Annotated in this window: 13 protein-coding genes; all 13 read right to left on the reverse strand. The window is 35.8% G+C overall.

Going from position 1 to position 14,360, the window contains the following annotated elements:
* Positions 1 to 198: 198 nt before the first annotated feature.
* The gene (locus tag BJL90_RS01620; RefSeq protein WP_070963703.1) at positions 199 to 849 is read right to left on the reverse strand and encodes a cobalamin B12-binding domain-containing protein; all 651 of its coding nucleotides are present in this window, start codon (positions 847 to 849) and stop codon (positions 199 to 201) included.
* 332 nt (positions 850 to 1,181) lie between these two features.
* The gene (locus BJL90_RS22285) at positions 1,182 to 1,325 is read right to left on the reverse strand and encodes a hypothetical protein (protein WP_169824181.1); all 144 of its coding nucleotides are present in this window, start codon (positions 1,323 to 1,325) and stop codon (positions 1,182 to 1,184) included.
* 15 nt (positions 1,326 to 1,340) lie between these two features.
* On the reverse strand, positions 1,341 to 2,492 hold the full coding sequence (locus tag BJL90_RS01625) for a uroporphyrinogen decarboxylase family protein (protein WP_070963705.1): 1,152 nt from the start codon (positions 2,490 to 2,492) through the stop codon (positions 1,341 to 1,343).
* Positions 2,493 to 2,740: 248 nt separating this feature from the next.
* Complete coding sequence (locus BJL90_RS01630; protein ID WP_169824182.1) at positions 2,741 to 4,228, reverse strand: sodium:solute symporter family protein; 1,488 nt, start codon at positions 4,226 to 4,228, stop codon at positions 2,741 to 2,743.
* A gap of 25 nt (positions 4,229 to 4,253) precedes the next feature.
* On the reverse strand, positions 4,254 to 4,514 hold the full coding sequence (locus BJL90_RS01635; RefSeq protein WP_070963708.1) for a hypothetical protein: 261 nt from the start codon (positions 4,512 to 4,514) through the stop codon (positions 4,254 to 4,256).
* 469 nt (positions 4,515 to 4,983) lie between these two features.
* Entirely contained in the window at positions 4,984 to 6,153 is a 1,170-nt protein-coding gene (locus BJL90_RS01640; protein ID WP_070963709.1) for a uroporphyrinogen decarboxylase family protein, read from the reverse strand.
* A gap of 1 nt (position 6,154) precedes the next feature.
* On the reverse strand, positions 6,155 to 6,805 hold the full coding sequence (locus BJL90_RS01645; RefSeq protein ID WP_070963711.1) for a cobalamin B12-binding domain-containing protein: 651 nt from the start codon (positions 6,803 to 6,805) through the stop codon (positions 6,155 to 6,157).
* Between the two features lie 385 nt (positions 6,806 to 7,190).
* Positions 7,191 to 7,334 (reverse strand): hypothetical protein, encoded by a 144-nt coding sequence (locus tag BJL90_RS22290; RefSeq protein ID WP_169824183.1) that lies wholly within the window; start codon positions 7,332 to 7,334, stop codon positions 7,191 to 7,193.
* 14 nt (positions 7,335 to 7,348) lie between these two features.
* A complete protein-coding gene (locus BJL90_RS01650; RefSeq protein ID WP_070963713.1) occupies positions 7,349 to 8,509 on the reverse strand; it encodes a uroporphyrinogen decarboxylase/cobalamine-independent methonine synthase family protein in 1,161 nt (386 codons plus the stop codon).
* 1 nt (position 8,510) lies between these two features.
* Positions 8,511 to 9,161, reverse strand: a complete 651-nt coding sequence (locus BJL90_RS01655; RefSeq protein WP_070963715.1) for a cobalamin B12-binding domain-containing protein — start codon at positions 9,159 to 9,161, stop codon at positions 8,511 to 8,513.
* A 142-nt stretch (positions 9,162 to 9,303) separates the two neighbouring features.
* Positions 9,304 to 10,110 (reverse strand): methyltetrahydrofolate cobalamin methyltransferase, encoded by an 807-nt coding sequence (locus BJL90_RS01660; protein ID WP_070963717.1) that lies wholly within the window; start codon positions 10,108 to 10,110, stop codon positions 9,304 to 9,306.
* Positions 10,111 to 10,405: 295 nt separating this feature from the next.
* Positions 10,406 to 13,465: an AAA family ATPase gene (locus tag BJL90_RS01665; protein WP_070963718.1), complete on the reverse strand. Its 3,060-nt coding sequence runs from the start codon at positions 13,463 to 13,465 to the stop codon at positions 10,406 to 10,408.
* A 272-nt stretch (positions 13,466 to 13,737) separates the two neighbouring features.
* Positions 13,738 to 14,355 carry a cyclodeaminase/cyclohydrolase family protein gene (locus BJL90_RS01670; RefSeq protein ID WP_070963720.1) on the reverse strand — a complete coding sequence of 206 codons (618 nt, stop codon included), beginning with the start codon at positions 14,353 to 14,355 and terminating at the stop codon, positions 13,738 to 13,740.
* Between the last annotated feature and the right edge of the window lie 5 nt (positions 14,356 to 14,360).

The raw sequence follows: 14,360 nt of genomic DNA on the forward strand, positions 1-14,360 counted from the left end.
TAGTAATCAGCTTACTATACATACCTTTACAGTTTATACACATTTTTTGTATTTTAAGGTAATACAGAATCTTTTATGCATGTCTTCTATCTACTATATTATGATGATGGCATCCCTTTGTCAACCTGATGTGCAATTTGAAAGCGCCACTGTAAATGATATATAAATCAAGGTTTATAACGATACTGGTGCATGTTTTTAGCTCACCCAATCCTGACAGATTTTTACACCTTCTGCTGCATTCGTAGTAAAAGCATCTGCTCCAACATGTTCACAAGCCTCTTTTGTTACAGGATTACCACCAATGATGATTTTTACATCATCTCTTAGTCCTTCCTTTTTTATTTCATCTATAATATTTTTCATTGAATCAATGGCTAAGGTAAGTACACCACTCATTCCTATAATCTGTGGTTTCACTTCTTTAACTTTTTCTAAAAAAGCGTCTGCTGATTGGTCAATACCAATATCATATACTTCAAAACCTGCTGCTTCCGACATACTTCTAAAAATATTCTTGCCGATATCGTGTAGGTCTCCCTCCACTGTCCCTAAAACAATCCTTCCCACTTTTTCTGTAGTTCCTGAGCCTATTACTGGCTTTAGAGTTTCAATAGCACTTGTTAATAATTCCCCTGCAAAGATTAAATCACCAACAAAGTACTCTCCTTTGTCAAATAAATCCCCTACAATTGCCATCCCCTGCTGACATGCATTTACAACCTTTTGCGCATCTTCCTCACTTGGGCTTGTTTCTACAAATTCATTTAGCATCTCTAATACTTCATCTTCATCAAGCTCTCCCACTGCATGTGTCAATGCATTTAAATCCATTGCTAAACTTGCCATTTTCAGCTCCCCCTTTTATTATTTTTATATTCCTCAAACCACTGGCGTGATTAGAAGTTCTTTTAAAACCAAGGAATTGAACAGATTTTCAGTTCCTCTTAACCAATTTATTACCTCCATTAGAAGATTAACTAAAGTTACTTATTGTAACCTGTATATACATGTAATATATGTGTATATACTCATAATTATATCAGACATTTCTTTACTGTCAATACACCTATGTATGTTTTTTGTAATTTTCAAAATACTTTTTAGCCAATTATTTAAAATAGCAGCTATAATTCTGCATAAATAAGAATTATAGCTGCTACTTGGTTTTTCTTCAGTATTTACATCAATAGTGCCATAACAAAGTTAAACATCATTTCTTCATAGCTTTGCATCTTGGGCGCCATTACCCCCTCAAGTCTCTCCTCCAATTCTGGATGTTCTGCCTTATATTCTTCCCAAGTCTTATAATACTTTGTATTCATATAGCATCCCTCCTTTTAATAATGAGCATTTTCAGCCACATATTGTAAAACTGCCTGTAGGTTTTCAGTATTCACACTATCTGCTGTGATAATTCCTTTATCAAAGCCAAACATATACTTGCCCCCTGGTGCAAGAAGATCAATTAGTTCTTTTGCCTTATCAATACATTGCTGTTTTGTTCCTGTCTTTAACAATGTGATTGGATAGAAGCCTGTAATAATATGTTTCCTACCTAGCTTTTCCTTTACAAGCTGAGGATCTCCATACTCGAACCGCATCCTTGTATTTTCAGGAAGGTCACATAAGTAATCAACATAACGCATCCAATCATGCTCAAGAAATAACATACATGGATAGCCCATAGCAGCTAATTCCTCCACCAGTTTTTTCAAGGTCGGCCAATAGAACTTCTCAAAGTCCTGTGGACGTATATAAGGTGCCATATGCAATGGAATAAAAGTATTTAAGTATTTGCTTGGAGATTTTGGAGGAATTCCTTGTCTAATCATCAAAGGCGTAACCGCCTCAACAGCTGCTAAAAGTTTATCAGGATACATTCTAAGATCACGAATAATCCCTTTAAAACCCCTTAACTGATCTGCTATAAAGTCGAAGGGAGCTTCTGTTAATACATCTATGCCTCCTAAGGAGGAATAGCCAAACTTTTTGTTGATTCTTTGCATTCTAGCCCTATCAACAGACAACTCGTCGTAGTAGGCTTTAAATGCCTTTGCAAATACTATAGATTTTTGTGCAGGACTTGTATTAAGTTCTGTATAAATCCTAGGCAATATTTTCTCTAGAATGCAATTATAAGGTGAAGCAATAAAGGCATCGTACTCTTCAGCCTCTAAACCATGTACCTCTGGATGCTGCATAAATCCATTAGAACTCATTACAAAGTTTCTTGCGCCTAATAATTTGTAATGAAGAGGGTTTCTTAATGAAATACCGCAGGGATTAATATCCGTGAAGAAATCTTGACCTACCTTTTCAAAAGCTTCTTCAAGCAAAGTAGTATTCCACTGAAGTTCTCCTAAGTCTTTACCCATATATTGTATAGCAAATTCAATGGAAAAATTTGCACTAATTGGTACACGTTTAGGTACTTTGTTATCATACAAGTCACGAAACAACTGTTCTTTTTCACTGGATAACGTTGCCATTGACCTCCCCACCTTTGATGTATTTTGGTGTTTTTCCTGCCTTTGTTGAAGGTAAACGCTTTAGTCTTTTATCTTTTAAAAACATCTCCGTATTCTGATTTATTATCGCTATAATGTAATTATATCAAATATCTTAGGCAGGTCAATGCGTTTCCATATTATTTGTACAATTTAAAACAATCCAGTGAAAATGTCTTTCGTCCTATTTTTCATATAGCAATTTATTCTTCTCTGATGGATAGGCGCCTTCAGTTTGCATCCTCATATACTTCTTCAAAAACAGAAAAAAACTTCTCTATATTTTCCTCTGATGCTGGCACTGTCAACAAGGATACACCTACCAATGTTATAATTGCTAAAATGAACCCTGGCGCTGAATAATGCATATTGAAACTAGTCCATTTTGGTAAAATATTAAAAGCTGATAGGGCTACAAAAACAACTGAAGTGACGGAGGAAGTAATGGCTCCCCATTTCGTGCAACGCTTCCAATAAAGAGCACCAAAATAAGCTGGAAACAAACATGCAAATCCCGCAAAGGAGAATGTTGCAATAGCTAAAATCGTTGTTGGTCTCAACAAAACTAAAAGGTAGGCAACTACTGATAAAAATAAAATAAAGAAACGACTAATTTTATTTTCCTTTTCTTCTGACAGCTGTATCCCTCTGGACTTTAATATTGGTTTCAACAAATCATCAGAAAAAATCGAAGAAGAAGCTAGTAACATCCCATCCCAAGAAGACATAATGGCAGAAAGAATTCCGGCTCCTAATAAACCAATCATCCAAGTGGGAGCAAACCTTTCCGCTAGCATAGGAATAATGTTTTCCGCCTCCATTGCTGATAATCCTGGTATAGCAACACTTCCCCAAACCCCTAAGCTTACAGTTATGAAGAAAAAACCCCCATATAATACTGGATAAATAAGGGTATTCAATTGGATTACCTTTGGGCTGCTGGCGGACATATTTCTTATTAACATGTGCATCACTACACCATTAGCAAGGCCTGTACATAAAAAACTATAGGGAATCCATTGTCCTAGGCTTTGAGGTCCTTTACCACCTAACGATATCATGCTAGGGTCTAACTGCGAAACAATCGCGGCACTTCCTCCTAGTGTTCTATAAAGCATCACCATCATAATCACAATCACTGCCAGCATAATAAACCCTTGATAAATATTGGTCCATGCTGTACCTCGCATTCCGCCAGCATAGGCTACATAAGTGGTGATGACAAGGATCAACAATGCTCCTAACCAATAGGGAATTGCACCTGCAGTAATCGTGGATAGTATCACGCCTGCCCCTATTCCACAAATCAATATATAAGGTATTTCCAGAAGAATCTGCAGCACTGCCACGATATATCTAGGCAAATTATCTCCCCAGCGATCTCCCAGAAAATCAACTGGTGTAACATAACCATACCTATCTGCCAACAACCAAGTTCTATAACCTATCAAATAGAATCCAGCAGAACTTGTAAAAGCCGCAAGCCCTATCATGTAACCCATTGTGGAGTAACCCATCTGATAGGCATTGCTTGGAACACTTAGCATACCAAATGCGGTGATTTGAGATCCAAAAATAGACATAACAAGTGCCAATAATCCCAATGACCGATTTGCAACAAAAAGATCTACTAATGACATTTCCATCTTTCTTGCTGCTAAGTGTCCTATACAAATTGTCCCTATTAAGTATATAGAAACCATAGAAATCGTTAACATTACGCTGCCACCCATATTCATTCACCTACCCTTTCTTCATTTCTGATTTACTCTGGGGAAGCGGCCAACTAAGTTTTTGAATGGAGTAATTAGCCAGTGGCGTTAGCACCACCAAATACACCAGTCGATATAAAAATTCTTGTGGCATCCATCCAAAGTAAATGTTGGGGCTGCCCCAATTCCAAAAATCACAGTGCAGAATCACAAAAACTATGGTGAGGCCTAAAAGATAAAGCAACGAACCCTTTGTACTTCTAAAAAGCTTTTTCCTTTCACCCTTACTCATACCTAACACCTCCGTTTAAAAAGTAAAACCAGGATCAAAGCAGAAAAGACACCAATAATGATTGCAGTGGAATTTACTTCCAATATGTAGTGCTTGATCTCCCACTTGCATAAGTAGATAACCCAAATCTTTGATTTGCTGTTAGCCACTTAGTTTGTTCACCTAGAAACGAGAATCTTATCAATGGACCAAAGGATAAAATTATAGATGATAACGTTTACACTATTTAAATACTGGTATTAAAGTTTCTAAACAACCTTCATTCCTGCTGAAATATTAGGGAATCAGGCAGAGTATCTCTGCCTGATAAAATACCTTTTTATTAAAGAATCCTGGCAAACCCATTTTAAGACGATTTCTGATCAGTGTTGTGATGATTTTTTCTACATCAACAAGCCCATAACAAAACTGAACATCATTTCTTCATAAGTCTGTATTTTAGAAACCATTACCGCTTCAAGTCCCTCTTCTAATAATTGGCATTCTCAGCTACATATTGTACTACTGCCTGTAGATTTTCAATATTAACGCTGTCTACAGTGATAATGCTCTTATCAAAACCGAAATAATATTTTCCACCCGGTGCAAGAATATCAATAAGTTCTTTTGCCTTATCAACACATTGCTCTTTTGTTCCTGTCTTTAATAAAGTTAAAGGATAGAAGCCTGTAAGAATGTGTTTTTTCCCTAGCTTTTCCTTTACAACCTTTGGATCTCCAAACTCAAACATCATTCTTGTATTTTCGGGAAGCTCATATAGATAGTCAATATAACGCATCCAGTCATGTTCAACAAACAATGTTGATGGCTGTCCAGCAGCTGCCATATCCTCAATTAATTTTTTGAAACTTGGCCAATAGAATTTCTCAAAGTCCTTTGGACGTATGTAAGGTGCCATATGCAATGGAATAAAAGTTGAAGCATACTTAGAAGGATTTTTAGGAACCCCTTTTTTCACCATCATTGGAGTAACCGCTTCACAAGCAGCCGCTAGCTTGTCTGGACACCTTCGAAGATCGCTAGTGACACCCTTAAATCCTCTTATCAAGTCAGCTACTAAATCAAAAGGTGCTTCAGTGGCACCTGTAAATAGTGGTGGTGCATACCCGTGTTTTTGAGATAATGCTGCAAATATTTTTCCCATGTTACCTGTTTCATCATAGTAAGCTTTAAAAGCTTTTGCTAGTACCAAAGATTTTTCTACTGGGTTTGTATCTAATGCTGTATACAATCTTGGCATTACCTTTTCCATAATGCAGTCATAAGGAGAAGCAATAAATTCATCGTATTCTTCTGGTTCTAACCCATGCACCTCTGGATGCTGTAAAAACCCACTTGAACCCATTACAAAGGTTTTTGCCCCTAGTATTTTGTAATAAGAAGGAAATCTTATAGAACTTAGTGGTAGTGTATCAGAAGCAAAATCTTGGCACACTTTATCAAGAATTTCTTCCAGCCTAGCTGTATCCCACTGCTCTTTTGCTAGATCCTTATCTGCATACTGTATAGCAAACTCAGATGAAAATCTTACGGCGCCGATAGGTACTCTCTTAGGAATCTTATTATCTACCAAATCACGAAATAACTGTGTTCTCTCTTGCGCTAATGTTATTGTATCTAAAGCCAGCATGTCACTCATATTAACTCACCCAGCCTTGACAAATTTTTACACCTTCCGCTGCATTCGTAGTAAAAGCATCTGCCCCAACATGCTCACAAGCCTCTTTTGTTACAGGGTTACCCCCGATGATGATCTTTACATCATCCCTGACTCCTTGACTTTTCATTTCATCTATAATATTTTTCATTGAATCAATGGCTAAAGTAAGTACACCGCTCATGCCTACGATCTGTGGCTTTACCTCTTTGATTTTCTCTAAAAACGCATCTGCTGACTGGTCAATGCCGATATCATATACTTCAAAACCTGCCGCCTCTGACATACTTCTAAAAATATTCTTACCGATATCATGTAGGTCACCCTCTACTGTTCCTAGAACGATTTTTCCTACTTTTTCTGTACTTCCTGAACCAATTACCGGCTTTAATGTTTCAATAGCACTTGTTAATAATTCTCCTGCAAAAATTAAATCCCCAACAAAGTACTCACCTTTATCAAACAAGTCTCCTACAATTGCCATCCCCCGCTGACATGCATTTACTACCTTTTGTGCATCTTCCTCACTTGGATTTGTTTCTACAAATTCATTTAACATTTCTAGTACTTGATCCTCGTCAAGATCTCCTACCGCCTGTGTTAATACACTTAAATCCATTGCTAAATCTGCCATTTAAAATTCCCCCTTTATCCTATTAAACAATATATATTCTCTAAATCACTGACGTGATTAGGAACTTCATACTACATCTTTTACCTATTTAACAAAGAACCTTTATTGAATACGTTTACATATAAATTTCTTTAAGAATTCTATAAAATTTTGTCCCAAAATTTCCTATGGAATTTTTACAAGAGTTAAAATTTCTACATGTATATACATGTATTATAGCTGTATATATTTTAATTATATCAGACATTTTTTTTCTGTCAATATATCTGACTATTATATCTGTATACCTTTTAAAAATTTTCAAAAAAATGTCGAATGCAAAAAAGTAGCTGCAATTTTCTTTTTTATAAAATTGCAGCTTTCTTTCCTACTTTTCTTCTGAATTTTACATTAATAAACCCATAACAAAACTAAACATCATTTCTTCATAGGTTTGTATTTTAGGCGCCATTACTCCTTCAAGTCTTTCTTCCATTTCTGGATGTTCTGCCCTGTACTCTTCCCATGTTTTATAATATTTTGTATCCATACAGCACCCTCCTTCTAGTAATTAGCATTTTCTCCTACGTATTGTAAAACTGCCTGAAGATTTTCTGCATTAACACTGTCGGCAGTGATGATACCTTTATCAAAACCAAAGTTATATTTGCCTCCTGGTGCAAGAATATCAACTAATTCCTTTGCCTTATCAATACACTGTTGTTTTGTTCCTGTTTTTAACAATGTGATTGGGTAGAAGCCTGATATAATATGTTTTTTGCCCAATTTGTCTTTTACAAGCTGAGGATCTCCGTATTCAAACCACATTCTTGTGTTTTCAGGAAGTTCGTATAGATAGTCAATGTAACGCATCCAATCATGCTCAACAAATAGCATACATGGATAACCCATAGCTGTTAATTCATCCACCAATTTCTTAAAGCTTGGCCAATAAAACTTTTCAAAATCCTTTGGACGTATATAAGGGGCCATATGTAGTGGAATAAAGGTATTTCCATACTTGCTTGGACCCTTTGGTGATACGCCTGCCTTGATCATCAAAGGTGTAACTGCTTCAACAGCTGCTAAAACTTTATCAGAACATCTTCTAAGGTCTCCCGTAATGCCCTTAAAACCTCTTAGTTGATCTGCCACAAAGTCAAAAGGAGCTTCTGTTAATACATCTATTCCTCCTATAGGAGAATAACCAAATTTGTCATTTACTCTTTGTGCCGTAGCTACACCACTCAATATTTCATCGTAGTAAGCTTTAAAAGCCTTTGCAAATACAATAGATCTTTGAGAAGGGTTGGTATCCAATTCCTTGTAGATTCTAGGTAAAACCTTTTCCATAATGCAATCATAAGGTGAGGCAATAAACTCATCATATTCTTCTGCCTCTAAACCATGAACCTCTGGATGCTGCATAAAACCACTGGAGCTCATTACAAAGTTTCTTGCCCCTAAAAGCTGATAATGGAGGGGATTTCTTAATGAAAGGCCACAGGGATTGTAATCAGTAAAGAAGTCCTGTCCTACCTTATCGAATGCCTCTTCAAGTAAAGGCGTATTCCACTGTAATTCTCCTAGATCTTTCTGTGCATACTGTATTGCAAACTCGATAGAAAAACTAGCATTGATGGGTACTCTTTTAGGGATTTTCCCATCATATAAGTCTGTAAATAACTGTATCCTCTCTTGCTGCAATGCTTTAACATCTGTCATACTAGTTCACCCAGCCTTGACAAATTTTTACACCTTCCGCTGCATTCGTAGTAAAAGCATCTGCCCCAACATGCTCACAAGCCTCTTTTGTTACAGGGTTACCCCCGATGATGATCTTTACATCATCCCTGACTCCTTGACTTTTCATTTCATCTATAATATTTTTCATTGAATCAATGGCTAAAGTAAGTACACCGCTCATGCCTACGATCTGTGGCTTTACCTCTTTGATTTTCTCTAAAAACGCATCTGCTGACTGGTCAATGCCGATATCATATACTTCAAAACCTGCCGCCTCTGACATACTTCTAAAAATATTCTTACCGATATCATGTAGGTCACCCTCTACTGTTCCTAGAACGATTTTTCCTACTTTTTCTGTGCTTCCTGAACCAATTACCGGCTTTAATGTTTCAATAGCACTTGTTAATAATTCTCCTGCAAAAATTAAATCCCCAACAAAGTACTCACCTTTATCAAACAAGTCTCCTACAATTGCCATCCCCTGCTGACATGCATTTACTACCTTTTGTGCATCTTCCTCACTTGGATTTGTTTCTACAAATTCATTTAACATTTCTAGTACTTGATCCTCGTCAAGATCTCCTACCGCCTGTGTTAATACACTTAAATCCATTGCTAAATCTGCCATTTAAAATTCCCCCTTAAATTTTCTATTTGGATTGTCTATTTCTCTTAAAGCATTTATTATCATCAAACATTCTCTAATATACAAGGTAGTTGAATACGTTTTCAGTTATTTATATTTTTCTCTGTTTTTCCAATTACTGCAACTATTCCTTAATAGGTCCAATTTTATTTTTTCTATAGGCATTGGAGTACTTTCTACAATGCTTGTCTTTACCCAACAGCGCCTCCGTTGCAAGTAATGAAGCCATCATGTCTCTGTTGCATGGATCCATAATAGCAGAGTCCATTCCTACATAAGATGCAATGGTTAAAAAGTTTTGGTTAACAACTTTCCTTAAGGGCATTCCGAAAGAAATATTACTTAATCCTGAAGTTACTTTAATTGTAGGATACATTGCCTTAATTGTTTTTGTTGTTTCTACAAAACTTAACAAAGATGCATTATCTGTTGAAAGAGCCATTACTAGAGGATCAATATGAATTCTATCTGGTGCAATGTCATATTTTTGTGCCTTTTCAACCAATATTTTTGTTATATCCACCCTTGTTTGAACGTCTGAAGGAATTCCCCTATTGTCGCAGGTCAATCCAATTACTTGCCACTCTGTTCCCTGAATCAATGGATAGATCACTTCACACTTTTCGCCTTCCTCAGATACGGAGTTAATAAGCCCCGGCTTTTTCGCATATTTTAGCACAGCCTCAATTGTTTTTGCATTTGGACTATCAATGCTTAATGGTTTACTAACAGCATCTTGAACGATATCCATTAACCATTTCAATGTCTCAACCTCAAACTCAGGAGCAGTACTTGCACACACGTCAATATAGTCAGCCCCCGCATCTACCTGCTTTACAGCAAGGTCACGAATAAACGCTTCATCCTTAGCTTCAATAGCTTTCTTCACACTTGGAATGGTTCCATTAATTTTTTCCCCAATAATAATCATTTAGATTCCCACCTTTATTTAAAATATCCATCAACCACTTGTATATACATGTAATATATTTGTATATACTTATAATTATAGCAGACATTTCTATCCTGTCAATATCTCTGCAAAGGGTTTTTTATAATTTTCAAAATATTTTTGTTAAGTGAACTCGTTCCAGCAAGCTAAAACATCAGGGAATCAGGTGGAGCGTCTACTCCACCTGATTTAAAAATCCCACCTGCGCTAACGCTTAGAGGTGGGGGCTTTAGCAATGCACCGAAGGATAAACATAAGATTACTTTTATCTTTTCTACTTAGCATCCTTTATAAAAACCTTCAGAATCTCTTTTTCGTAGCTAGTCTTTACTTCTCCCAATAAAGCTATTCCTCTTTTGCAATATTCCTCTATATTCAAGCTTAAATAATCATCAAATATCTCTTTCAACGTGCTGTTTTTTCCAAATTTTGCTTTTATTTCTGTCTTCACTCTGTATAGTATCCCCAGTTCATAGGGACTTTTCAGCTTTTCAGCATAAACCTCAGCTGTTTTTAGATAAGCCAACGCCTCTTTATATCTGCCTTCTGAAACCAATAATAATGCCATATATCCTTCAGCGATAGAACGTCCCCAAAACACCTCTATTTGCTGATATAAAGAAATAGCTCTTTGCAAATATTCCTTTGCCCTTTGATAATCTCCCATTTCTAAAGCAGCTTGTCCTGCATTGGTGTTGAATTGGGTTAATCCCTTGAGGACTTTGTTTTCTTCACAAATAGCTATCGCTTTATCATAGTAATTTAAAGCACTGGAAAATTTCATTGTATATCTTCTTATCTCCCCCATATAGTTGTAAGCCGCTGCAATATTGATGATATATTTATTATCAATTTTGGTAATTTCATCAAATATTTTTATAGAGGCCTTTAACACCTCTTCTGCTTCTACATACCTTCCCATCATGATTTTATTTAATCCCTTTAACCTTAAGGCAATCCCTATTTCCTTTTGCTCTCTGCAGGTCCTTGCCAATAGTAAAGCCTCTTCTACATAGAAGGTCATTTCTTCTACTTTATGAGCTTGTATGCAATAATAGATCATCTGCTTATAACCCTTTAAACAATACGCATGGGCTTTGATTGTTTTTGATGCTTCTATCATTTGCTGTATATAAACAATCGCCTCCTTGTAGGCACCTTCTCTTATGGCATATCTACCTCTTATGTACAAAAATTCTATCTGTAGCTTTACCATTTCCTCCCAAGAAAAATGATACTTCTTTATTTCTTCTAACTCCTCCTCCATCGCCTTAAGAGATTGAAGCAGCTCTTTTTCTGTGCCAAAAAATCCCTCTTTTTTTTGTTCATTTACCTCATTGGATGTAGGGAATACTTCATAACTAAAATCTAAGTGGGCATTAATATTTTTTATACTATACTTTAAGGTTTTGAACTGATTACCAGCATGGGAAAAGTGATAAATCAGTCTAGAATAATTTAGTACGTCTACTTTATTATGTCTTAACTGACTTTCCAGTATATTCCCTACTTTATTATGTAGCACCTTCCTCATAGCTGAAGATTGCTGGAAATAGATGAATTCCCTTAATTTAAGGTGGGTAAATTGAAAAGTGATTTCATGCCCTTTCTCTAATGCCTTTACAATGTTTTTGTTTTGCAGCTCTTCTATCATCTGCATCACTTGCAGTTCATCTTTATTCATTAACGTCGTTAGTAGTTCTAGTGAAACCTTATCAAAAAAAAGAGAAATAATATTTAATACCTTTTTCCCCTCCTCAGAAACCTCTAAAAATCTGCTTTTTAAAATATCTTGCATTTTAGGGGTAATTTTCTCAAAATCATTATTTTTTCTAAGAGATTGGAGATATTCTATGATAAAAAAAGTATTTCCCTCTGTTTCCTCATATATTTCTTCTACTAAATTACCCTTCATTGAAAGATCAGGTAATGTTTTATGTATAAAATCGCCTACTTCTTGGAAGGTAAATCTTCCTATCGGTATTTCTTCCATAGGGTGGTATTTTCTTATTTTTACCATAAATTTATCGATTCTTTTATCATATCCATCTCTACAAGTCCCTACAAACAACAGGTTTTTTCCTTGATCCTGTTGCAAAAGGCTACTCAAAAGGGATAAACTCATACTATCTATCCATTGCAGATCTTCAAAAACAACGATTATTTTTCTTCTACTACTAATTCTTTTAAAAAGCCCCAGTACAGCATCTTCCACAACTCTATAGTTAAAAAGACTTCCTTCCTCTAGGAAGTTTATAGTAGATGCAGTCCCTTCGGTTGCAAATCCAGGAAAGACAGAAATAAGAATATCCTTCCAAAGGGGAGGAAGTTCTATGTTATCTTTTAAAATTTTTTCTGACAGCAAAGAAAAGATAGCATTCCAAGGTTTCAAGAAATACTTTTCCTCTGCTTGATAGCAATTGGTTTCTAATAGATATAGTTCCTCTTTTGCCACGATTTTTAAGAGCTGATTTTTTAATGTGGTTTTTCCAATTCCTGCTTCCCCTACGATAAAACACGAACTGTAACAACCTTCCTTGATAAAACTTCTATAGTTATTTTCTAATCTTTTCACCTCTTTTTTTCTTCCATAAAAAAACTCTTGCGGTTTTTCTTTATTCTTTGTTTCCTTATCCCCTCTATTGGGAAAAATATCTTTCAGTAGTTCTTTTGTTCTTCTATCTGGTGTAATTCCCAGTTCCTGTTGTAATACTTGTTGTAGTCGACTATAAAGATCTATTGCTTTACTATAAGCACCTTGGTCACTATAAAGCCTCATCAATATGCGATAGGTTTTTTCATCAAAAGGATCCACCTGAATCAATAGCTTAGCATAATATTCCACCATTTTTTCATCTTTTTTATCTAAAAACCGATGTAGTTTTTCCTGAAGTCTTGCGATATACATCTCTCTATAATATTCCCTTGTTGTAGACATCCAGTTCTCAAAGGCTCCCCCATCCCTCACATGGAAGCCTTGGAGAAATTCACCAGTATAAACCCCTATCCCCTTATCTCTACCTGTAATAAATATTTCTAAATCGCTTTCTATTTTTATGTCAGGATTTATCATAACAATCGCCCTTTGGGGAGAAATAACAATATTTAAGTCAAAAGCCTTCCTAATCTTATACATTGCATTCCTTAAATTTTTCTTAGCCGTCTCCTCGTCTATTTCGCCCCACAAAAGATGCACCAGTTCCTCCCGTGTGGCCCGTTGATGTACAACTAAGTAGTAAAACAAAGCTTCTGCTTTTTTAAAGGGTAAGAAAATTCTTGTATTGTTCTTAAAAATAGCAGGGGTATTAAAAAGTTGCAAGTAAATACAATCCATCCTTCTTCCACCTTCATCTATAAGATTTTTAAAGTTCTATATTATAGATGCGCCCCCTTAAATTTTAATATATTAAGGGCTACATTTGCAGCCCAAGGTTTTGGGGCGAAACCGTAGACCGTGTATATCAAAATTTAACTTTAGAAGCGCGCATCTATAATAAATTTTAAAAACTAATATTACTTTTTTCTTTATCCAGGCTACTTTTATTATAATGGATAAAAAAAAATATGACAAAGATTTGCCTCTGTCATATTTTCCCTTAAATTGCTCTATAAATTTACATGTGCTAAAATATTTTTTTCTAATGCTTCTATCTTTGTTTCTATTTCCCTCACCTTTAAAGAAACTTCCTCTACAAATCCAGTATCTTGAATAGATCCTAGATTAATTTTTACATTATATAGAGCTGAAAGCACAGCAGTTCTTGTCATCATTGCTGCCACAGCCCCATCGGTAACAGCGTTTTGATTACCTTTTGTAACTACCTTTTCAACAGCCTCCATCATCACAAATGCTTTTTGTGCTACCGATAACGGTACTAAAGCTGCTTTTTTCGTTGCTTCTTCAATAGCAGCTTTTCTGCTGCGGACCTCTTCCTCCGTTTCTTTAGGGAGTTTAAAGGCAGCCATTACTTCATTATAAGCATCTGAATCCCTATCAATGTCCTGTATAAGTTCCTTTCTAACCTGAAGAACATTTTTTACCACTTCTTTCATTTCTTCTTCTACTTCTACATATTTTTTTCTTCCTATGGTTAAGTTTGCCACCATTTCTGTTAAAGCGGCAGCCGTAGCAGCACTCAAAGCCGCCACACTTCCTCCTCCTGGTACTGGATCATTGGAGGCGGTTTTTTGCAAAAAATCCTTTACGGTTAAATCCGTTAACATTTTTT

It is taken from the genome of Clostridium formicaceticum, assembly GCF_001854185.1.
GTDB lineage: Bacteria > Bacillota > Clostridia > Peptostreptococcales > Natronincolaceae > Andreesenella > Andreesenella formicacetica.

Coding starts and splice junctions, on each gene's coding strand:
- BJL90_RS01635 (WP_070963708.1), bottom strand. CDS start 4,514: ATGAGTAAGGGTGAAAGGAAAAAGCTTTTTAGAAGTACAAAGGGTTCG.
- BJL90_RS01625 (WP_070963705.1), bottom strand. CDS start 2,492: ATGGCAACGTTATCCAGTGAAAAAGAACAGTTGTTTCGTGACTTGTAT.
- BJL90_RS01665 (WP_070963718.1), bottom strand. CDS start 13,465: ATGGATTGTATTTACTTGCAACTTTTTAATACCCCTGCTATTTTTAAG.
- BJL90_RS01655 (WP_070963715.1), bottom strand. CDS start 9,161: ATGGCAGATTTAGCAATGGATTTAAGTGTATTAACACAGGCGGTAGGA.
- BJL90_RS22285 (WP_169824181.1), bottom strand. CDS start 1,325: ATGAATACAAAGTATTATAAGACTTGGGAAGAATATAAGGCAGAACAT.
- BJL90_RS01620 (WP_070963703.1), bottom strand. CDS start 849: ATGGCAAGTTTAGCAATGGATTTAAATGCATTGACACATGCAGTGGGA.
- BJL90_RS01670 (WP_070963720.1), bottom strand. CDS start 14,355: ATGTTAACGGATTTAACCGTAAAGGATTTTTTGCAAAAAACCGCCTCC.
- BJL90_RS01660 (WP_070963717.1), bottom strand. CDS start 10,110: ATGATTATTATTGGGGAAAAAATTAATGGAACCATTCCAAGTGTGAAG.
- BJL90_RS01650 (WP_070963713.1), bottom strand. CDS start 8,509: ATGACAGATGTTAAAGCATTGCAGCAAGAGAGGATACAGTTATTTACA.
- BJL90_RS22290 (WP_169824183.1), bottom strand. CDS start 7,334: ATGGATACAAAATATTATAAAACATGGGAAGAGTACAGGGCAGAACAT.
- BJL90_RS01630 (WP_169824182.1), bottom strand. CDS start 4,228: ATGTTAACGATTTCTATGGTTTCTATATACTTAATAGGGACAATTTGT.
- BJL90_RS01645 (WP_070963711.1), bottom strand. CDS start 6,805: ATGGCAGATTTAGCAATGGATTTAAGTGTATTAACACAGGCGGTAGGA.
- BJL90_RS01640 (WP_070963709.1), bottom strand. CDS start 6,153: ATGAGTGACATGCTGGCTTTAGATACAATAACATTAGCGCAAGAGAGA.